18 protein-coding genes are annotated in these 20331 nt (G+C 70.2%); 9 read left to right on the top strand and 9 right to left on the bottom strand.

Going from position 1 to position 20331, the window contains the following annotated elements; genetic code table 11:
* Window positions 1-314: 314 nt before the first annotated feature.
* Complete coding sequence (locus ABZ951_RS15480; RefSeq protein ID WP_344088315.1) at window positions 315-1793, bottom strand: MFS transporter; 1479 nt, start codon at window positions 1791-1793, stop codon at window positions 315-317.
* Window positions 1794-2147: 354 nt separating this feature from the next.
* Here ABZ951_RS15480 and ABZ951_RS15475 point away from each other — a divergent pair, with 354 nt between their 5' ends.
* Window positions 2148-2282, top strand: coding sequence for a hypothetical protein (locus ABZ951_RS15475; protein ID WP_344088312.1), 135 nt, complete (start codon window positions 2148-2150; stop codon window positions 2280-2282).
* Between the two features lie 201 nt (window positions 2283-2483).
* Window positions 2484-2699 carry a DUF6243 family protein gene (locus ABZ951_RS15470; protein WP_344088309.1) on the top strand — a complete coding sequence of 72 codons (216 nt, stop codon included), beginning with the start codon at window positions 2484-2486 and terminating at the stop codon, window positions 2697-2699.
* Between the two features lie 494 nt (window positions 2700-3193).
* Here ABZ951_RS15470 and ABZ951_RS15465 read toward each other — a convergent pair whose 3' ends face one another.
* From ABZ951_RS15465 to sigJ, 8 genes are all read right to left on the bottom strand, one after another.
* Entirely contained in the window at window positions 3194-3859 is a 666-nt protein-coding gene (locus ABZ951_RS15465; RefSeq protein WP_344088306.1) for a response regulator transcription factor, read from the bottom strand.
* Complete coding sequence (locus ABZ951_RS15460; protein WP_344088375.1) at window positions 3856-4950, bottom strand: histidine kinase; 1095 nt, start codon at window positions 4948-4950, stop codon at window positions 3856-3858. The genes ABZ951_RS15465 and ABZ951_RS15460 overlap by 4 nt, the downstream gene beginning before the upstream one ends.
* A 119-nt stretch (window positions 4951-5069) precedes the next feature.
* Window positions 5070-5612: a hypothetical protein gene (locus tag ABZ951_RS15455; protein ID WP_344088303.1), complete on the bottom strand. Its 543-nt coding sequence runs from the start codon at window positions 5610-5612 to the stop codon at window positions 5070-5072.
* Between the two features lie 372 nt (window positions 5613-5984).
* Window positions 5985-6452, bottom strand: a complete 468-nt coding sequence (locus ABZ951_RS15450; protein ID WP_344088300.1) for a MarR family winged helix-turn-helix transcriptional regulator — start codon at window positions 6450-6452, stop codon at window positions 5985-5987.
* Window positions 6453-6992: 540 nt separating this feature from the next.
* On the bottom strand, window positions 6993-7181 hold the full coding sequence (locus ABZ951_RS15445; protein WP_344088297.1) for a hypothetical protein: 189 nt from the start codon (window positions 7179-7181) through the stop codon (window positions 6993-6995).
* Window positions 7182-7331: 150 nt separating this feature from the next.
* Complete coding sequence (locus ABZ951_RS15440; protein WP_344088294.1) at window positions 7332-7958, bottom strand: flavodoxin family protein; 627 nt, start codon at window positions 7956-7958, stop codon at window positions 7332-7334.
* A 145-nt stretch (window positions 7959-8103) separates the two neighbouring features.
* Window positions 8104-8562, bottom strand: coding sequence for a carboxymuconolactone decarboxylase family protein (locus ABZ951_RS15435; protein ID WP_344088291.1), 459 nt, complete (start codon window positions 8560-8562; stop codon window positions 8104-8106).
* A 70-nt stretch (window positions 8563-8632) separates the two neighbouring features.
* Window positions 8633-9523 carry an RNA polymerase sigma factor SigJ gene (gene sigJ / locus ABZ951_RS15430; RefSeq protein ID WP_344088288.1) on the bottom strand — a complete coding sequence of 297 codons (891 nt, stop codon included), beginning with the start codon at window positions 9521-9523 and terminating at the stop codon, window positions 8633-8635.
* A gap of 360 nt (window positions 9524-9883) precedes the next feature.
* Here sigJ and htpG point away from each other — a divergent pair, with 360 nt between their 5' ends.
* The 7 genes from htpG to ABZ951_RS15395 all read left to right on the top strand — a co-directional run bounded on the left by htpG (window position 9884) and on the right by ABZ951_RS15395 (window position 20172).
* On the top strand, window positions 9884-11803 hold the full coding sequence (htpG, locus tag ABZ951_RS15425; RefSeq protein WP_344088285.1) for a molecular chaperone HtpG: 1920 nt from the start codon (window positions 9884-9886) through the stop codon (window positions 11801-11803).
* Window positions 11804-11991: 188 nt separating this feature from the next.
* A complete protein-coding gene (locus tag ABZ951_RS15420) occupies window positions 11992-12354 on the top strand; it encodes a YciI family protein (protein WP_344088282.1) in 363 nt (120 codons plus the stop codon).
* Window positions 12351-13610: a DUF6596 domain-containing protein gene (locus ABZ951_RS15415; protein WP_344088279.1), complete on the top strand. Its 1260-nt coding sequence runs from the start codon at window positions 12351-12353 to the stop codon at window positions 13608-13610. The genes ABZ951_RS15420 and ABZ951_RS15415 overlap by 4 nt, the downstream gene beginning before the upstream one ends.
* Before the next feature lie 619 nt (window positions 13611-14229).
* Window positions 14230-14826 carry a hypothetical protein gene (locus ABZ951_RS15410; RefSeq protein ID WP_344088276.1) on the top strand — a complete coding sequence of 199 codons (597 nt, stop codon included), beginning with the start codon at window positions 14230-14232 and terminating at the stop codon, window positions 14824-14826.
* Window positions 14827-15073: 247 nt separating this feature from the next.
* Window positions 15074-18028, top strand: coding sequence for an aldehyde dehydrogenase family protein (locus ABZ951_RS15405; protein ID WP_344088273.1), 2955 nt, complete (start codon window positions 15074-15076; stop codon window positions 18026-18028).
* 51 nt (window positions 18029-18079) lie between these two features.
* Entirely contained in the window at window positions 18080-18433 is a 354-nt protein-coding gene (locus tag ABZ951_RS15400; protein ID WP_344088270.1) for an acyl carrier protein, read from the top strand.
* Entirely contained in the window at window positions 18430-20172 is a 1743-nt protein-coding gene (locus ABZ951_RS15395) for a fatty acyl-AMP ligase (protein WP_344088267.1), read from the top strand. Before ABZ951_RS15400 ends, ABZ951_RS15395 begins: the two co-directional genes overlap by 4 nt.
* Window positions 20173-20331: the final 159 nt, after the last annotated feature.

Below are 20331 nucleotides of genomic sequence, written 5' to 3'. Positions count from 1 at the left end.
TCGGGTGAGGTTCGGGGCCCGGGCACCGTCGCCGTGGCGGCGGCGAGGCTGCGGTGGGAACTCATATACAGCTCGAACCGCCCGTAGGCGTCCTCTGGGCCGCTACCCGTTCAACATCATCGCCATCGGCCCGGGCCGGGGCCTGTGCCCCTTCCATAACCCCGATGGCACCGATGGCACCGATGGCACCGATGGCACCGATGGCACCGATGGCACCGATGGCACCGATGACGCCGAGACGGCGTAGACGGCGAAGGCGAGGAAGGCTGAAGGCCCAGGCCCCGGCCGACGTCGTCGCCGGGGCCTGGGGTGGCTCAGTCGGCCTGGTTGTCGGCTTGCTTCGGCAGGCAGAACATCAGGGCCCACATCAGGGCGAGGAGGCCGCCGACCCACCACAGCACGCTGATGAACGCGTCGCGGTTGAGTCCGGCGTCGGATGAGCCGCCGGTGGTGGCGAAGAACACCAGGGCGGTCAGCGCGGTGCCGAGGGCGATGCCCAGGTGGATGGCGGTGTTGAACAGGCCCGAGGCGGCTCCGGCGTCCTCGTGCGGAACCCGGGCCAGCGACATGTCGGCGAGCGGGCCGCCGACCATGCCGAGACCGAAGCCGATCAGAACCACCGGAGCGGCCATCGCCAGCAGGGTCAGACCCCCCTGACCTGCCTCGATCTGGAGCCCGTAGCCGGCCATCGAGGCGAGCGTGATGAGAGCTCCGACCTGCGGCAGCCGACGGGCGAAACGGCCGCCGCTCCTCGTCACGACCGTCGCACCGCCCAGCTCCCCGACGGAGAGCAGCACGAAGGCCAGGGCCGCGTGGAAGGGGCTCATGCCCAGGCCGCGCTGGAGGTAGAGGGTCCAGGTCATGAAGAACAGCCCGCACAGCAGGCCGTGCATCAGCTGCGCGGCCATGCCGCCGGAGAACTGCCTGCCCCGAAAGAGAGACAGGGGCACGAGGGGTGCGTTGTGCTGCTTGCGCTGCTGGTGGCGCAGGAAGACACCGAGCGCGAGGAGGCCGGCGGCGAGCAGGGCGAAGCACCACAGCGGCCAGTGGTGAAGGTGCCCCTCGGTGAGCGGGAAGATGATCAGGACGATGGCCAGCGCGGACAGCAGCATGCCGGTCAGGTCGAGCCGGTCGGCCTTCTTGGCCGTCGACTCGGGGATGAACCGGCGTCCCAGGAGGATCACGGCGAGGCCGACGGGCACGTTGACCAGGAAGATCGGCCGCCAGGTCAGCCCGAACAGGTCGGCCTCGGTGAGCAGGCCGCCCATCACCGGGCCCAGGACGTTGGCGAGCGACATGACGGCCCCGTACAGACCGAACACCTTGCTGCGGTTCTGCCCTTCGAAGGTGACATGGAGGGTGGCCAGGATCTGCGGGATCATCACGGCCACTCCCACGCCCTGGAGCCCGCGGGCGGCGATCAGCACGCCCGGCCCGGCAGCGAGGCCGCACAGCAGCGAGGCCGTGGTGAACACGACGGTGCCGATGAGCAGGATCCTGCGCCGGCCGTAGAGGTCGCCGAGGCGTCCGCCGGTGATCAGCCCGACGGCGATGGGCAGTGAATAGCCGGTGGTCAGCCACTGCACCGTGTCCGGTCCCGCGCCGGTGGACTCCTGGATCGCGGGCAGGGCGGTCAGGACGACCGACTGGTCGATCATGTCCATCAGCTCGGCGCCCAGGAGCACCAAGAGGGCGATCCAGGCCGCCAGGCCCATCTTCGACAGACCGGGTGTGGGGTGGTTCGGGGGCTGGGTGGTGTGCTTCGGCTCGTTGTCGAGCGCGGAGGAAGACACGACGGGAAACTCCTGATCCAAGGGATCGGGGGAGCCCTGCCGACAGCCGCACCGGGGCCGGAAAACGCGAAACCCGGGGCAGACGGCAGAGCTGCACCCGGGAAAGAGAACTGCGGGGAAGGGTGACGCAACTCAGGCCAGCGCGACGTCCGCCCCCGGACACGTGCGACACAACAGCACGTGGGGAACACGGACGGCTACATGGCCTGGTTAATAAGTCGTCACCTCAAGATCGACGCAGAAGAAACAGAAAATCCGGTCACTGCCGCCGACAGCTCGGCACAGCAACTCTTCGATGGTACGACACCCCGGGCCCCGCCGCCCACCGGATAGCGGGCCCGCCGGACGGCCCTGGTGATCTACCGGGGCCGCAACCCGGAGAAGGTCGACGCCGACGGCCGCGTCTACGGCGAGACCGGCCAGGGTGAGGACAGCCCCGCCCAGTGGAAAGCCGCCCGGGAGTGGCTCACGGTCCGGGAAGGTCTGTGAGTACGTCGCCCTGTAGCCGTGCTGGCGGCGAAAAGACTGGCATGAGGGGCTGACGGAACCGGGTATCGTCTTTGTCATGTTCTTCCAGACGCCGATTTACGAGTGAGAGCGTGACGGGCCCCTGCTGACGTCCTTCGACGTCGCCGCCCGTCCCCCACCGATGAATCCGTAGATCACTTCGCATCATTACCGGGAGAACCCGTGACCGTGAGCAAGAACATCAACAACCCCGTGGGCATGGGCGGCGGTCAGCGCAAGAAGCTGTCCCGCGCCGAACGGCAGAACAACGGTCCGCACCGTAACCTCGACCGTCAGGGCGCAGCCGACCAGAAGGCGGAACTGGTGCGCAAGATGCGCGAGAAGGCAGCCGCAGCTGAGGGCGCCGGGCAGACGGGCGACGACACCGCACAGAGCTGACGCACCGCCGCCGCAGAGCGGCACCGCACGGGGCAGGGCCCGGACCGCGACGCGCGGTCCGGGCCCTGCTGCCGCGTTGGGGCTCTGCTGCCGTACCGGGGCCGTGCCGCCGCACCGGGGCCGTGCCGCCGCACCGGGGCCGTGCCGCCGCACCGGGGCCCTGCCGCCGCACCGGGGCTCTGCTGCCGCACCGGGCGAGGCCGGTCCCGCTCAGCTCTTGGCCGACCACTCGCGTCTCAGCTGACCACCCGGGGCAGCCGCAGACTCGGCAGCCCCGTCCCCGCCACCACCCCGAGCTGCACCAGCAGCTCGACGCGTTCCCCGTGCCCAGCCCGGGCGGCAGCCTTTCCGGCACGTCTTGCCGGTGCCGTGGGGGCGGGCGCGCTCGTCGCGGCGGGGACGGCTCCGGCTGGTCGTCGGTGTTGTCCTGCAGGTGGCGGGGCACATCCCGGGGTCGCCCCCCCGGCTGACTCCGCAGCCGCCGGGCGGATGGCTCAGGCGAGGCCCGTCGCGATGGCCCGGCGGACGGCGTCGGCTCGGTCCTTAATGTTCGCCTTGGCGAACAGGTTGTTGATGTGCGTCTTGACCGTGGCCTCGCTGATGAACAGCTCCTCGGCGATCGCCCGGTTCGGAAGGCCCCGGCCGATCAGGGTCAGCACCTCGCGTTCGCGAGGCGTCATGTCCCCGGGCAGTGGCTGCGCGGGCGCCGGGCGCTTCGTACGGACGGTGGCGAGGAGCCGGTCCTGCACCTCGCGGTCGAGGACGGACTGTCCCGCGGCAGCGGCGCGGATCGCGCGGGCGATGTCCTGACGCCCCGCGTTCTTGGTCAGGTAGCCCCGCGCTCCGGCGCTCAGCGCGGCCAGGATCGAGTCGTCGTCGGCGAAGGTGGTCAGCACGACCACCGCCACCTCAGGGTGCTCCTCCGTCAGCCGCCGGGTCGCCTCGGTGCCGTCCATGACGGGCATGCGCAGATCCATCAGGACCACGTCCACGGGCCCCGCCGCCACCGCCGCGAGCACCTCGGTCCCGTCGGCCGCCGCCGCGACGACTTCGATGTCCTCGGACAGGCCGAGGACCGTGGCCAGCGGCTCGCGCACCGCCGCCTGGTCGTCGGCCACGACCACCTTCAAGCGCCGTACGCCCTGCGTGGACTCGCTCATCCCGGAATCACTGCTTCCACCTGCCATCCGCCCGCGTCCGGTCCTTCGGTGACCGGGCCTGCGGTGATCGTCCCTTCCAGCAGGGCGACCCGCTCGCGCATGCCGATCAGCCCCATCCCGCTGCCGGCGCCCGTGCTCACCATACGGGTCGCCGGACCGTTGCGGATGCTCAGTGTCGTCGACGCGGCGCCGAACGTCAGCTCCACGCGCACCTCGCCGCCGGGCGCGTGCCGGGCCGCGTTGGTCAGCGACTCCTGGGCGATCCGCAGCAGGTTCTGGGTCACGCGGGACGGGACCTCGCGGACGGTCCCGGTGACGGTGAGCGCGTCGCGGTGGCCGGAGGTGTCCAGCATCGCGGTGAGGGTCTCGACAAGCGGCAGCGCGTCCTCGCGCAGCGCGTGCACCGTCCACTGCGCCTGCTTCAGGCTCTCCTTGACCATGCTGTGCGCCTTCTGGTTCGCCTCGCGGACCCGGCCCAGGTCGCCGGTGTCGATCAGCGCGTCCGCCAGCTCCAACTGCATGTTGATGCCCGCCAGGGAGTGGGCCAGGACGTCGTGGACGTCACGGGCGATCCGGCTCCGTTCGGTCAGGACAGCGGTCCTGGCCTCGGCCCGCGCCGCTCGTTCCGCCGACTCGGCCGCCGAGATGGCCGCGACGAAGGCCCGCTGACGGCTGCGGTTGAGGATGCCGACCAGGACGGGAGCACCAGTGGTCAGGCCCAGCGTCCACGGCAGCAGGTTGTGGCCGGGGCCGAGGCGGAAGTACAGGACGCCGCCGCACAGCACACTGCACAGGGCTGCCAGGGGGAGCGACCGCCGGGGTTCGAGGCGGACCCCGATGTGACCGACGAGGAAGTACGCGAACAGGTAGCCGGACCCGGTGCTGCTGACGCCTATCAGGGCCGCCGCCGCCATGATGCCCAGGGCCAGCCAGGCCAGGGCGAGGCGCGGCGGAATCCAGTCTTCCGGCAGGTGCCGTGCGGCCAGGGCAACGGAGTTGACCAGGAGCAGGACGGCTACCACCAGCCCCCGGCCGCTCAGGCCCAACGGCCGGACCGTCCAGAGCGCCGCGACGATGACGAAGACGGTCAGGGCCTGCTGGACCCGGGGGTCCTGACCGGGAACCGGCCGGGGGCCGACCCCCTGGTGCGGGGCCGGCCCGTGATCCGGGACGCTCTGGGCTTCGGGCACGGCGCGACCATAGCTCACGGTCAGACCGTACGGTCGAGGGCGGGTGCGCGACGCATCGCCCTGGCGGAGAGCTGCTGGTGGGCGACCACCCGGCCGCGGACGAAGATCGTGGCGAGCCGTGTGACGACCTCGGTGAGCGCCATCAGGACGAAGGCCGCGACCCACGCCTGGTCGCTGGTGATGTGGTGCGTGATGCTGAACCGGGCGACGTCGTCGGCGCCGCCGTTCTGAACCCACACCTGGAAGCCCATGCGGGCGCCCATGCCGGCGATCCACAGGACCGCGGAGACCGCGCCCGCCTTGATCAGCAAGTGCTCACCGGCGACACGGACGCGGGTGTAGACGCCACCCGCGACACCGAGCGCGGCGCCCACGGCCATCAGCGCGCCGATCAGCACGAGGTCGTTGCCGGCCGTGGGTACGGCGTCGAGGTAGGTGTGGGCCACGAAGGCCACGATCCCGAGCGGGATGAGGAAGGTCTTCAGGTCGAGTCGGCCTTCCCGCAGCTGCCGGAAGACGACGAGGACGAGGGCGATGTCGGTGATCCAGTCGGTCGTTGTCATGCCTCAAGCCTGCTGATCCGGCGCCTTCCGCACCTGGACCCATGGGTGGAACAACAGGTGGAGATGGACGACCGCTCCCCTTCCACCCCCGGCCGGGGGCCTCCTGCGTCGCACCATACGTGCGCCTTCCCCGGGGTTCGGAGACTCGCAGTTTGCGAGGCCCCACGAGGGCCCTCGGAGGGGGCAGAGACACCGGCCCGTCCAAAACGCGGACCTGGTGGGGTGGCTGAACAGCTTCGTCCTGTCGCAACGTCAGCAGTGCGGCGATGTGCGGCGCGATGCTCGGGTGCTGCTCGACTCCGGCCGGGGCTGCCCGCGCTGCAAGGAGCGGCAGGTCGCCCACTGCGGCCAGTGTCGTGTGGTCGCGGCTGTTCAGGCGACCGTCCCGCCGGCGTTGCGGATCAGCTGCTGGAGCACCCTCAGTGTGGTGACGTAGTCCGTGTCGTCGATGCCCTCGTGGAGGGCGGCGCGGATCGCGGGGGCGTTGCGCGCGAGGTTGACGCGGGCCTGTTCGCCCTCCTCGGTGAGCCACAGCCGGTGGTCGGCGTCCCGGGTCAGCCAGCCGCGCTTCAGGAGCACCTCGGCTTCCGCTGCGAGATCGTCCTCGGGGCGGATGTAGGAGGCCATGGCCTCACGCAGCTCGGGCAGGGTCATCCCCTCGCCGTCGGGGGAGATGTCGTTCGCCGACAAGTTGCGCAGCAGCCAGAACTGGGGCTGCGTGTAGCCCTTTTCGGCCTGCTGGGCCCGGGTGTAAGCGATGAGTGCCTCGTAAGCGACGCCGGTCCAGTACGCGGCGGGCTGTCCGGCGAGTTCGGCGTCGGAGACCTGCTGGGTCGTCATGGGGTGCCCTCCTGGCGTTCGGCGCGAAGCCTGCACGCTGTGCAGGTCATGCAGAGAACGTACGACCTCAAGTGCGGTTGAGGGCAAGCAGGCGATCTTCCGGAGGTCGTCGGCGTAAAACAAGGAGTCGAGTGCCAGGTTCCGAGCTGAGGCACGTTCGAGGGGTCGTCAAGATTGCGAAACGATCTTCGAATGTCCTGCCACGGGACAGCGCGATAACGCAACGGTGTTAACCGAAGTCATGGATCGCATCCGCATACCTCGCATCGGCGGTGCTCGTCCCCGCGCCCGGCCCGCCTACCGCGGCGGGCGCGTCGGCAGGGCGTCAGTCGAAGGAGTGGTGTGCCGGCCGTTGCAGCGCCCCGGTGAGCAGTGCGAGTTCGGGGTGGTTCGCGTGCCGTTTCTGCCAGTCCGAGATCGCGGCCTGCTGACGCCGACGAGCCGGGCGCCGTCGGCCAGGGTGACCAGCTCGTTCTGGCGCCCCTGGTACTCGGGGCAGCAGGCCGGCGGGACGATCTCGCCTTCGATCAGCGGGCCGTTTTACTGGCCGCTGCGCCAGGTTCCGGCACGTCCTGCGCGTACGGCGGCGATGAGGAGCGCCACGACTCCGGCGGCCTGCGCCGCGCCATGAAGGAACCCGGACGGGAGCAGGGCCCCTATGGTCAACAGCAGGAGGCCAGCCGTCAGCAAGCCGGCCACCGGGGAGTTGGTCACAGATCGTCGCGTCATCACATCACTGTAATGGCCACGGATCCCTTGCCTCTTCCCAGGGGCGGTGATCGTCACGCCGCAGCGACCCTCGGCGGTGACCCGCCGTCCCGGCGCCTCCAGCGCGGCGCGCGGGCTTCCACGGGTGACCGGCATCCGTGGGAGGGCGGATCAGGCGGCGACCGCGGCGCGACCGGCGGCGTACACCGCGGCCTGAGTGGCGACTCGCCGGCCGAGGTGTTCGGCGGTGGCTATGTCGGCCTTGTGGACGCCGTCCGGGCCCCGGTCGGTGTCGGTCTGCGCGCCGGCGCCCAGGTAGAAGCCGAGGCGGTTGAGGTCGTTCTCGGAGGCGGTGGAGGAGTGCCAGCCGGACGGCAGGCCGAGGTTGATCCAGTGCATGCCGTGCTGGGCGGCCAGCACGGAGAAGAACTGCAGGGTGTGCAGCTTGTCACCGCTCTTCGCACCGGAGTTGGTGAAGCCCGCCGCCAGCTTGTCCTGCCAGGCGCGGGTCGCCCAGCGCTTCGAGGTGGCCTCGGCGAAGACGTGGAAGGCGCCGGAGGCGGTGCCCATGTAGGTCGGCGAGCCGAAGACGATCGCGTCGGCGGCGTCGAGCAGCGCCCACTGCTCCTCGGTGATCTCGGCGACCTTGATCAGATGGACGGTCGCCCCGGTGCCGGCGGCACCCTCGCGCACCGCCTCCGCCAGCACCGACGTGTGGCCGAAGCCCGAGTGATGGGCGATGGCGACGACCGGCGGGACGGCAGCGGCGGAAGAAGCGGTCGGGGCGGGCGTGGTCATGATGGCAGGGCTCCTTAAGGATCGCGCCGCGTGGCGCGGCGCGGGGCGGTCGATTGCATGACGGTGGAGGCTTCGCCGGCCCGTATCACCGTCGGTCTCACCGTCGGTGTCAGCGTCGAGGTCACCGTCGGTCTCACCGTCGAGGTCAGCTCTCGACCGGGTATCGGCTGGTGATCGCGACGCGGTTGAACGCGTTCATCAGGGTGGCAAGCCATGCGATCGCCGAGATCTGGTCCGCGCTGAGTACGGCCGCGGCGGCGTGGTAGTCCTCGTCACTGACGTGTCCGTCCGACACGCGGGTGACGGCCTCGGTCAGGCGGAGGGCGGCGCGCTCGGTCTCGGAGAAGTAGCCGGTCTCCTCCCATCCGGGCAGTACGGCGATCCGGTCGGGGTTCTCGCCCTTCTTGAGGGCGTCGCGGGTGTGCATGCGCAGGCAGAACGCGCAGCCGTTGATCTGGGAGGCGCGGATCTTCAGCAGCTCGATCAGGAGCGGGTCGAGGCCCGCCGTGGCCGCGGCCTCTTCCACCTCCTGGGACAGGGCGATGAGGGCCTTGTAGGAGGCCGGGTGCTGCTTGCCGATGTTGACGCGCTGGGGGTCGTTCATCGTTCCTTCGATTCGTCGCTCGTTTGCTGTCTCACCAGGGAGACGAGGCAGCCCCCATGGGTGTGACAGCTCAGACGCGCGCGAGTTTGTCGGGATTGACGACCCTGCGGTACGCGGTGATCAGACCGTCGGTGATCTGGACCGTGTCCACGGAGTGCACCCGGCCTTCGCGGTAGGACACCAGGGCGAGTTCGCCGCCGACCTCGGCGAAGGCGATGCGGTCCGCACGCCACCGGCGCCCCACACGCACCATGACCTCGGCGACGCGCTCGCCGCCGTGGATGAGCTTGCGCGCCGCGGAAACCTTGCCGCCACCGTCGGTGACGAAGACGGCGTCCGGGTGCAGGAGCCTGACCAGGCCGGCCAGGTCCCCGGCCTCGTACGCGGCGCGGAAGGCCGCGAGGACGCGTTCGCGCTCCGCCTTCGACGCCTGCGGCACGGACTGCTTCGCCTTGGCCACCCGCCGTCGCGCCCGCGAGGCGTGCTGCCGGGCGCCCGGCACGGAGACGTCCAGCACTTCGGCGATCTTGCCGAACTCGAGACCGAAGACATCGTGCAGGACGAAAGCCACCCGCTCCGGCGGGCTCAGCTCCTCCATGATCAGCAGCATCGCCGAGCCGACGGACTCATCGACGAGTACCGGCTGCGACGCGTCCGGCCCCGTCAGCAGCGGCTCCGGCAGCCACGGCCCGACATAGCTCTCCCGACGGAAACGGGCACTCTTGAGAATGTCGTACGACCGCCGCGCGGCCACCGTCACCAGCCAAGCCCGCAGGTCACCGACGTCCCGCAGACCCGCACCGGCCGCCCGCAACCACACATCCTGGGTCACGTCCTCCGCATCGGCCACGCTCCCCAGCAGCCGGTAGGCCACACCGAAAACCGCAGGCCGGTACCGCTCCCAGCCGGCCCCGAGCGGATCCTCCCGCTCAGACCGTCCGGGCCCGTGCCCGTCATCCATACCGATCGCGACCTCCTCCAACGTGCGGACCAGCGTAGCTATCCGAACTCGGATCTTTGGGCCGGGGACGCCCCGCGCGCACGCCGCGCGACGGAGCAGCAAGCGGGTCGGCCTGACGAAGGGCGCGGACGCCCCGCGCGCACGCCGCGCGACGCCGCCTGCAGCAGCACGGCAGCACGGCAACACTGCGACGCCTACCGCCACTACCGCCGCCGGGTGCGCTGGAAGGCGATCCGCTACCTCCCCTGAGGGCGCACTCGCCGGCCCCGATCGACGGGTATGCCGGACACTGCCCTGACGTGGTGATTTACAGTAGCCCCTACCAGTTCCGGCGACAGGACCTGTGAGGTATTCGCGAACATGCCGAGTGAAACGCACGAGTTCCAAGTAGAGGCCCGTCAGCTGCTCCAGCTGATGATCCACTCGGTCTACTCGAACAAAGATGTCTTCCTGCGGGAGCTCGTCTCCAACGCCTCCGACGCGCTGGACAAGCTGCGCCTGGAGAAGCTGTGGGACGACACGCTCGACGCCGACGTGTCCGACCTGCACATCGAGATCGATGCCGACAGCGACGCCCGCACCCTCACCGTGCGGGACAACGGCATCGGGATGTCGTACGACGAGGTCGGCCGGCTCATCGGCACGATCGCCAACTCGGGCACGGCGAAGTTCCTGCACGAGCTGCAAGAGGCCAAGAACGGGGCCGAAACCGAAGGGCTGATCGGCCAGTTCGGCGTCGGATTCTACGCGGGCTTCATGGTCGCGGACGAGGTCACGCTGGTGACCCGGCGCGCGGGCGAGAGCCAGGGCACCCGCTGGACATCGCGCGGCGAGGGCACGTACACACTGGAGACGGTCGACGACGCACCCCAGGGCACCTCGGTCACCCTCCACCTCAAGCCGGCCGACCCGGAGAACCAGCTCCACGACTACACCTCCCCGTGGAAGATCAGGGAGATCGTCAAGCGGTACTCGGACTTCATCACCTGGCCCGTCCGGATGGTGCCCGACAGCTCCGCCACGGCCGGCGAGGGCGACGAAGGCGGCGAGGCGCCCGAGCCCGAGACGCTCAACTCCATGAAGGCACTGTGGGCGCGGCCGCGCGACGAGGTGTCCGACGACGAGTACCACGAGCTGTACAAGCACATCAGCCACGACTGGCGCGACCCGCTGGAGACGATCCGGCTCCAGGCAGAGGGCACCTTCGAGTACCAGTCCCTGCTGTTCCTCCCCGCTCACGCCCCCCACGACCTGTTCACGCGGGACTCCAAGCGCGGCGTGCAGCTCTACGTCAAGCGCGTCTTCATCATGGACGACTGCGAGGCGCTGCTGCCGCCGTACCTCCGCTTCGTCAAGGGCGTCGTCGACGCGGCGGACCTCTCGCTCAACGTCTCCCGCGAGATCCTCCAGCAGGACCGCCACATCGAGATGATGCGGCGACGGCTGACGAAGAAGGTCCTGTCGACGGTCAAGGACATGATGGCCAAGGACAACGAGCGCTACGCCACGTTCTGGCGGGAGTTCGGCACGGTCCTGAAGGAGGGACTGGTCACCGACCCGGAGAACCGCGACGCCGTCCTCGCCGTCGCCTCGTTCGCGAGCACCCACCACGACACCGAGCCGACCACCCTCAAGCAGTACACCGAGCGCATGAAGGACGGCCAGGACGACATCTACTACCTGACCGGCGAGTCCCGGCAGAGCATCGAGAACTCCCCGCACATGGAGGCGTTCCGCGACCGCGGGATCGAGGTGCTGCTGCTCACCGACCCCGTCGACGAGATGTGGACCGACGCCGTCGGCGAGTACGAGGGCAAGAAGCTGCGGTCCGTCGCCAAGGGCCAGATCGACCTCGGCGCCGAGGACGAGGAGACCGCCGGTGCCGAGCGGGAGAAGCAGACCGAGGAGTACGCCGGGCTGCTCGGCTGGATGAAGGAGCAGATGGACGAGGACATCAAGGAAGTGCGCCTGTCCTCCCGTCTCACCGTCTCCCCGGCCTGCGTCGTCTCCGACGCGCACGACCTGACCCCGGCCCTGGAGAACATGTATCGCGCGATGGGCCAGGAGGTGCCCCGGGCCAAGCGGATCCTGGAGCTCAACCCGGACCACCAGCTGGTGAAGGGCCTCAACCAGGCGTTCAAGGACCGCCAGGACTGTACGGAGCTCGCCGAGACCGCCGAACTCCTGCACGGCCTGGCGGTACTGGCCGAGGGCGGGCAGCCGAAGGAGCCGGCCCGGTTCGTCAAGCTGATGGCGGACCGTCTGGAACGCGCCCTGTAGCGGACCCGTGACCCCCGGCCCGGCTGCTCCTGCGTGCCGGGCCGGGGGCCGCGTGCCTCGGGCTGCTCGACGGCGGTGCGAAAAAAGATTTCAAGATAGTTGTCGTCGGATGTCGAGGACCCGTTTTCCGCTCCGACTGAGGGGTGACAGCTCGCCAACGGGGCGTGCGAACGGGGAGGACACCCGAGATGAAGTACGTCGCGATGATCTACGGCAACCAGGCCAAGTGGGACTCCTTCCCGGCCGAGGAGTGGCCGAAGGCGATCGCCGAGCAGGAGGCGTTCAACAAGAAGTACCGCGAGAGCGGTGAACTCCTCGGCGCCTACGGTCTGGCGGACGCGGCCAACGCCCAGCTCGTGCGCCGCGAGGACGGCGTCCCGGCGGTCACCGACGGCCCGTACCTGGAGACCAAGGAGTACATCGCCAGCTTCTACCTGCTGGACTGCGACAGTCTGGAGCGGGCGCAGGAGATCGCCGCGGACATGCCGTTCGCCGCCGTGGAGCCGGTCGAGCTGTGGCCGGTCCTGCACGAGTCCGCGGCGGACGTGTGACCGACGAGCGCCACGCCGAGGACCTGCTGCGCGAGCTGGCGCCGCAGGTCCTCGGCGCTCTCGTACGCCGCTACGGCGTCTTTGACACGTGCGAGGACGCGGTCCAGGAAGCCCTGCTGGCGGCCGCCCTGCAGTGGCCCGAGGCCGGCGTCCCGGACAATCCCCGGGGCTGGCTGGTCACCGTCGCCTCCCGCAAGCTGGCCGACCAGATCCGCAGCGACAGCTCCCGCCGGCGCCGCGAGGACACCCTCGCCCTGGCTACCCCGCAGGCCGAACTGCTCGGCCACGCCGCCGACACCGTGCCTGATGCGGACCGGGACGACTCGCTGGCGCTGCTGTTCCTGTGCTGCCACCCCGCGCTGTCACCGGCCAGCCGGATCGCGCTGACCTTGCGCGCGGTCGGCGGCCTGACCACCGCGCAGATCGCCGCGGCCTTCCTGGTGCCCGAGGCGACCATGGCCCAGCGCGTCAGCCGGGCCAAGCAGACGGTCAAGGCGTCCGGCATCCCCCTGGCCGTGCCGGAGGGGGCCGATCTCACCGAGCGGCTGGCCGAGGTGCGGCACGTGCTCTACCTGGTCTTCAACGAGGGACACACCACCACCGGCGGTACCGCCGATACCGGCCTGACCGCGCCGGAACTGTCCGCCGAAGCGATCCGGCTCACCCGGATGCTGCACCGCCTGGTACCCGACGACACCGAGACCGCGGGCCTCCTCGCGCTGATGCTGCTCACCGACGCGCACCGCACCGCTCGCACCGGCGCCTCCGGTGAGGTGGTGCCGCTGGCGGAACAGAACCGCGCCCTGTGGGACCGCCGTGCCATCGCCGAGGGAGTCGACCTGATCAGCCGGACCCTGCCGCGCGGCCGGGTCGGCCCGTACCAGTTGCAGGCGGCCATCGCGGCCGTGCATGGCGAGGCCGAGGACGCCGATGCCACCGACTGGCCTCAGATTCTCGCGTTGTACGAAATCCTGGAACAGTTCGGGCCGAACCCGATGGTCTCCCTCAACCGTGCGGTCGCCGCCGCCATGGTTCACGGCCCGGCTGCGGGACTCGACGTGGTCAGGGCATTGGAGGCCGACAACCGCATGGCTCGCCACCACCGGCTGCTCGCCACCCGTGCCCACCTCCTTGAACTCCTTGGCGAACACGGGGCTGCGGCGGCCTCCTACCGCGAAGCCGCACGCCGCGCCACCAGCACCCCCGAACGCCTCCATCTCAGCGCCCGCGCCCACAGCTTGGAGTCCCGCGTGTGACGCGCCGTAGCGACGGAGGGGTGAGCGCGGGCGCTGCCCCGCTTGAGGTCGTCCCCCACTCCGTCGTCAAAGGAAGGCGAGCTTGACGCTGCGCGGCTGCCAGGAGGCGGTGCGGCTGTTCTGCGACTACGCGACCGACTCAGCCTACGGCTGGGCCGGCGAGTGCGAGCGGCGCTTCGGTACCCGTCCGATCCAGGTGTGCCACGAGTGGAAGACCGCCGTGCATGTGCAGGAGTGCGAGGCCGGCCATCAGCCGGTCACGGTCATAGCCGGGCGCACAGCGTGCCGGTGGCTGGTGGCCGGTTCGGCGGGGGCGGCTTCGGCGCGGGCGTCGTGGGCCTGGTCGAGGGTGTGGGCGACGAGATCGGGGGGCTGTGCCGGTCAGCGCCATGGCCCGGGCTTCGGGCATCGCGGGCGATCTGGTCGATGGAGCCGAGGATGCCCAGGGCGGCGGGGAAGGCTTGGCGGTGCGGGCCGGTGGCCGGAACACACACCGTCACTCGTTCGTCCACCGGCGCGGTGCACCGCCCAAGGGACCGGGTGAGGATGGTGCGACGTGGCTACAGCCGTCCGGAACGGAGCGTTCATGCGCCGGAAGCAATCCATAGCCCTGGGTGTCGTGGCGATCACGCTCCCCGTGATCACCGTGTGCGCGTACGCCTATGCCCCCACCGTGCTCAAGGTGACCTCCCTGACCGGAGAATGCGTCTACGTCTCGAAGGCGCCAGGAGTGACGTTCGAGGCGCGGACTCCGGGGGAGGGCACCACCTGGCCGGCGGTGGCGTTCACGGGACAGTCGGGACTGCTCAACCTCAACGCCGACCCGGCCGCCGTGGCCGGCGACCCGGCTGCCCTGGCGGAGGCGATCGACATGCGCTTCCTCGCCAAAGGCGGATTCCTTCTCAAAAACGGGCAAGGCAAAGTGGTCGAGATCCTCGACCCCGAAGCCAGGCTCCCGGCGGGCGGTGCCAGCGCTGTGGTGAAGTCTGCGGCTGACCCGGTGGGTACCCGTATCCCCACCTTCGCGTACGCCGCGCCACCTACGCTCGAACCGAAGCTTTCCCTTACGCCGCTGAAGGCGGCTGTGCGGCTGATGAATCTCGACGTGAACGTCACCCCGGAGTTCGCGAAGGTGCTCAACGACACCTTCGGAACCGGCACAGCCAAGGTGGGGGACGCCTTCGGCGTGTGCACCGGAGAGCTCACAGCCGGCTAGGACGGTCGAACCGGACACCGTCCGCCGGTAGCCGGGGCCGGGCTGCGCTGCCCCGGGCCGGCCTGCGCCGACGAGGACAGCTCCCTGCCTCTCACCCCTGAGGTCGGCGACGGTCTGCCGCGTTCCCATAGGCGGCCGTGCCGAAAGGCACTCCCGGCGCGTCGCACCGGTGATCACGGGCCGACAGGCACGAGTATGCCGATGGCGGCTGTGGCCGGAGCTCTCGGCGGAACGTGAGGTGACGAGCGTGACCCTCTCGGAAGATCGTCTCTCCCCGTCCGTCACACCGCCCGCCGCAACGGCACACGCGCTCGTCCACGACTTCTCCTCGTTCGTCGCGGGAGAGGCGGTGCGGAACGAGGACGCCTGGACCTACTCCATCCGGGCCACCGCACTCATCGACGATCCCCTGGGTGCCACCGCGTACAAGAGGTCCCTGGACCGGGGAACGATGGGCGTCGACGCATACCCGGACGTGGTCCTCGGCCGCTGCGCCCTGGCGCGGCCGGAACTGATGGAGGAGGCCTTGCGCGCAGCGGCGCAGGCCGCCCCCGCCTGGGCACGAGTGCCGTTCGAGCAGCGGATGAATTTCGCCGGATTCTTCAGGACAGGCGTCAAGGACCACGCCGCACGACTGGTCGAGCTCCTGGTCGGCGAGGGCCATCCCCTGCGGCTCGCCCTCTCCGAGATCTCGAGCGTCCTGGCGTTCTTCGGGCCGGAGACCACGCGGTGGTGCGCGGAACAGATGCACACCGAGGTTTCCGCGGGTGGCCGCCGACTGACGCTGCGGCGCCGGCCCGACGGCGTGGTCTGCGTCCAGCCGCCCCAGAACACCCCGCTGGTCGGCGTCGCTGCCGCGCTTCAGGCAGCGATGGCCGGAAACTCCCTGGTGATGCGCCTGTCCCGGCAGGCGCCGCTGGCCGCCATGTACCTGCTGCGCCACGTGGCGGCTCCCGCGCTCACGGCGGTGGGAGCACCACCGGGGACGCTCTCCGCCCTGTGCGCGGACCCGGACACGACACTGCGCATGTGGCTGGCGAGCCCGTTGGTCGACGACATCTTCTACTTCGGCGACAGCACACGGGGCCTGCGTCTGCAACAGAACTGTCTGGCGCGGGGCAAGAAGCCGGTGCTGGAGCTGGCGGGCAACGACATGGTCGTGGTCTGGAAGGACGCCGACCTCGCTCCGGCCGTCGAGGCGCTGACCGAGTCTTTCTACGCGGCCGGGCAGATCTGCTGCGCGCCCAACATCGCCCTGGCTCACCCCGAGGTGGCGGACGAACTCCTGGACCGGCTTCAAGAGGCCATGCGAGGTCTGCGCCCCGGTCACCCCGAGGACCCGGACGTCGTCCTCGTCCCCACGCCCCACAGCGCGGGGTACGACGCGGCACTGGCCGACGCGCGTGAGCACGGCGCGCGCGTGCTCGCCGGGGGAAGGCACCTCGACGTCCACGGCGAGGAACGCGACACCGGCATCTTCCTGGAACCCGCTCTGGTGCGGGCGGACGGCATCCGGCAGGCGCACAGACTGCGCGCCGTCCGGCACGAGACGTTCTTCCCCCTGTTGACCGTGGTGGTGCCCGACACGGTCGACGATCAGCCACTCCTGGAAACCGCCTTGGAGTTCGTCCGTGCCAGCGCCTACGGACTGCGCTGCTCGCTGTGGACGCGTGACGGTCATGTAGCCGAACAGTTCCTGGACCGGACCACGTCGTACGGGCAGTTGCGCGTCAACGACTCCCACCTGGCCGCGCTTCCCTACCTGCCCCCGCACGGCGGCACCGGGCTCAGCGGTGGCGCGTTCGGGGAAGCCAACTACCCCATGCTGCGCACCAGCCACCTTCAGGCGGTGTCGGTGGCCGATGGTGTGTGGCCACGTCAGGCCCTCTATGAGGTCTTCGACCGGGAGATCGGCCCGGGCCGCGTCACGGGTGGCGTCAAGCCGGTGGTGCGGGCCGAGCAGACGCACCCTGCCGGATGGCCGCCCGCCGATCTGCCGGCAGGGCTTCCGGCACCCTTCACCGACCGGTTTCACCAGGACCCGTACCCGACCCTGCGGTGGCTGCGCGAGAACCGGCCCGTGAGCCGCGTCGTCACCCCCGACGGCCCCGGTTGGCTGCTCACCCGGTACGAGGACGTACGCCTGGCCCACAAGGACAGACGGGTGAGCTGCGACAGCAAGCGCACCCCGGCCGGCATTCTGTGGGGCGGCGCATGGCCCGGCGAGCTCCGCGAGCGGTTGTTCACCCATCTCCTGGACACCGACGACCCACGCCACGGTGAGCTGCGGCGCGTGGTGGCCCCCATGTTCACCCCGCACCGGCAGGACCGATGGCTCACACGGATCACCGGCATCGTCAACGAACGCATCGACCGGATGGCCCCCCGCGGGCACGCCGACCTGATGGCCGAGGTCGCCTACCCGCTCGGGGCACACGTGCTCTTCTCCGTCCTCGGAGCCCCGGTCCCCGACCTGCCCCAGATGCGCGCCCTGACCTGGCGACTGGTCGACTGGAACACCACCGTTCCCTACTTCCCGGCCCTGGCCCACCAGGCGGACGAGATGACGCGCGCCATCCTGTCCGACAAGCGCCGACGGCCGGGTGACGACCTCCTGTCGCTGCTGGTGCGCGCCTGCGACGAGGAACGCCTCATCACCGAAGACGAACTGCGGGGCATGTTCCTGCTGATGCTGGTCGCGGGGCAGGATCCCAGCATCAACGGCGTCGGCAACAGCATGCACACCCTGCTGACCCACCCCGAACAGGCCGATCTCCTGCGCACCGACCCCACCTTGATCGCGACGGCCACGGATGAGCTCCTGCGGTTCGACAGCCCTCTCACCTTCACCAGCTGGCGCGGCACTCTGGAACCCGTCACCTTCAGTGGTGTCACCGTTCCCGCGGACGCGTCGCTGATCGTCTCCCTCGGCTCGGCCAACCGGGACGCCTCCCACTTCGACCGGCCCGACGAACTCGACCTGCGACGAAACCCCAACCCGCACTTGGCCTACGGGCACGGCCCCCACTACTGCCTCGGGGCCCGGATCGGCCGCCTCACCGCCGAAACAGCCATCAGCATCCTGCTGCGCCGCTTCCCCGATCTGCGACTCGACGGGCACGTGCGCTGGAGACCCGGCCCGTTCGAACGCGGCCTGGAGCGCCTGCCCGTGACGTGGAACCCCGCCGACGTCCGGCCATGAGTTGCGCCGGAGCCCCCGATCACTGGAAGAACTCCCTTGAGGTGACGGACCATGACGGAGACGAGGAACGAGGTGACGCGTCCTTCGATGACCAGGGAAGAGATCGTGCGAGCCCTGAGCGACATCGTGCGGGACGTCACCGATCTCCCGAGCGAGCGGATCGACGAGAACAAGGCGTTCGTCGCCGACCTGGAGCTCGACTCACTGCGCATGGTGCAGATCGTGGTGGCGGCCGAAGACCGGTTCGGCGTCACCATCAGCGAGGAAAAGGCATGGGAGCTGCGCACGGTCGCGGACGCGGTCACCTGGATTCAGGACGCCCTGGAGCCCGCGGCCACGCACCCGGAACACCGCTCCCGCACGGCCGGCCCGGCGACGTCGCCCGCGACCGGTGACGACCGGTGAGCAGCTTCGTGCACTGCCTGCGGGAGCAGGCCCGCCGGTACGCGGACACCCGCTGGTTCGCCTTCGTCGAGAGCCGGCGGGGCAGCACCGTGGAAACAGGACGCCTGACGTACACGGGTCTGGAACGGCGGGCCCGTGACATCGGCGCCCGGCTGGCCGGCGCAGGCGTGACCGACCAGCCCGTCCTGCTGCTCTACCCGGCCGGGCTGGAATTCCTCAGCGCTTTCTTCGGCTGCCTTTTCGCGCGGGCGGTCGCCGTTCCCGCGCCGCTGCCGGCCACTGACCCGCGGGCGCTGGACCGCGCGGAGGCCATCATCCGGGACACCGGAATCCGGCTGATCCTCACCGACCGGGGCAACCAGGCCGCGCTCCGCCAGTGGCTGCGCGGCACCGGCCTGCACGTCACCGTGAGCTGCCTGGCCACCGAGACCACCCCGCCACCCGCCTCAGGTCACACAGCGCTGCCGGAGGTCACCGCACAGACCACCGCCTATCTGCAGTACACCTCGGGCTCCACCGGCGCACCGCGCGGCGTCGCCGTCTCCCACGCCAACCTCCTCCACAACTCACAGCAGATCCACACCGTCATCGGCTCACCGACATCCGGTACGGGCGCCGGATGGCTGCCCCACTACCACGACATGGGCCTGGTCGGACAACTGCTCCAGCCCCTGTACACGGGCGGGAACATGGTCTTCACCTCACCGCTCACGTTCGTCGCCCGCCCCGCCGTATGGCTGCAGATGATCAGCCGGTACCGGGCGGCCTTCACCCTCGGCCCCAACTTCGCCTACGAGTGGCTGGTGCGCTCCGTACGTGACGAAGACCTGCGAACCCTCGACATCTCCTGCCTGGAATGGGCACTCAACGGTGCGGAGACCGTTCGCGCCTCCACCCTGCGCAAGACCGCGGAACGGCTCGGCCCCATCGGATTCCGCCCCCAGGCATGGGCGCCTGCCTACGGCCTGGCCGAATCCACCCTGCTGGTCACCGGCAGCCACCGAGGCACCGGCCCCCGCACCCGCCGTCTCGATACCGTCCGCCTGGCCCACCACCGTGCGGTGAGCGCACCGGCCGGCACCGGCACCGAGCTGGTCTCCAGCGGCCGGCCCGTCGGCGCGGACCTGCGCATCGTCGACCCCGGGACCACCACGCCCCTCCCCGACGGACACGTCGGTGAGATCTGGGTGGCCGGCGACAGCGTCGCCCAGGGCTACCGGGGACGCGAGCAGGCCACCCGTGACACCTTCCACGCCCACCTCACCGACGGCACCGGCCCCTTCCTGCGCACCGGCGACCTCGGCTTCCTGTTCGAGAACGAGCTCTACGTCACCGGCCGCCTCAAAGAACTCATCATCGTCAACGGCCGCAACCTCTACCCCCAGGACATCGAGGAAGCGGGCCGCACCGCGCACCCTGCCGCCGGTGCCGCGGCCGCCTTCGGCGTGGATACCGGTCAAGAACACATCGTCCTCATCCAGGAGGTACGCGAGGACAAGCTCGACGGCCTGACCCATCAGGAACTCGCCCGACTCATCAAACAGGCCGTGAGGACCACTACGGGCACACCGGCCAGCCTCGTCCTCGTGCCACTCCACACCGTCCACCGGACCACCAGCGGAAAGATCCAGCGGACACGGATGCGCGAGACCTTCCTGTCTCACCGCCTCCGCCCACTGCACACCGACACTCACCCCGACATCAGCGCCTACCTCACGTGCGCCCCCGCGCGGCAGTAGAAACCCACCCGCTGGAGGACGGATGCCTGCTTGCAGGCCGCAGGCCGAGAACGGCTCTGTGCCGGTAGCCGACGAGGGCGAAGCCGGCGCGGTCGGGGTCCCTCGCGCGAGACGACGGCGGTCTCATCGAAGCTCTGGTCGCCGCAGCGGGCAGAGCGC

Origin of the sequence: Streptomyces sp. NPDC046215 (assembly GCF_040646215.1) — a bacterium.
Taxonomy (GTDB): domain Bacteria; phylum Actinomycetota; class Actinomycetes; order Streptomycetales; family Streptomycetaceae; genus Streptomyces; species Streptomyces stramineus.
Note: the sequence above shows the minus strand (reverse complement) of the source record. Positions and strands in the feature narration are given on the sequence as shown.

Coding starts and splice junctions, on each gene's coding strand:
- ABZ951_RS15445 (WP_344088297.1), bottom strand. CDS start 7,181: ATGACGCGACGATCTGTGACCAACTCCCCGGTGGCCGGCTTGCTGACG.
- ABZ951_RS15440 (WP_344088294.1), bottom strand. CDS start 7,958: ATGACCACGCCCGCCCCGACCGCTTCTTCCGCCGCTGCCGTCCCGCCG.
- ABZ951_RS15435 (WP_344088291.1), bottom strand. CDS start 8,562: ATGAACGACCCCCAGCGCGTCAACATCGGCAAGCAGCACCCGGCCTCC.
- ABZ951_RS15400 (WP_344088270.1), top strand. CDS start 18,080: ATGACGGAGACGAGGAACGAGGTGACGCGTCCTTCGATGACCAGGGAA.
- ABZ951_RS15465 (WP_344088306.1), bottom strand. CDS start 3,859: ATGAGCGAGTCCACGCAGGGCGTACGGCGCTTGAAGGTGGTCGTGGCC.
- ABZ951_RS15420 (WP_344088282.1), top strand. CDS start 11,992: ATGAAGTACGTCGCGATGATCTACGGCAACCAGGCCAAGTGGGACTCC.
- sigJ (WP_344088288.1), bottom strand. CDS start 9,523: ATGGATGACGGGCACGGGCCCGGACGGTCTGAGCGGGAGGATCCGCTC.
- ABZ951_RS15455 (WP_344088303.1), bottom strand. CDS start 5,612: ATGACAACGACCGACTGGATCACCGACATCGCCCTCGTCCTCGTCGTC.
- ABZ951_RS15450 (WP_344088300.1), bottom strand. CDS start 6,452: ATGACGACCCAGCAGGTCTCCGACGCCGAACTCGCCGGACAGCCCGCC.
- htpG (WP_344088285.1), top strand. CDS start 9,884: ATGCCGAGTGAAACGCACGAGTTCCAAGTAGAGGCCCGTCAGCTGCTC.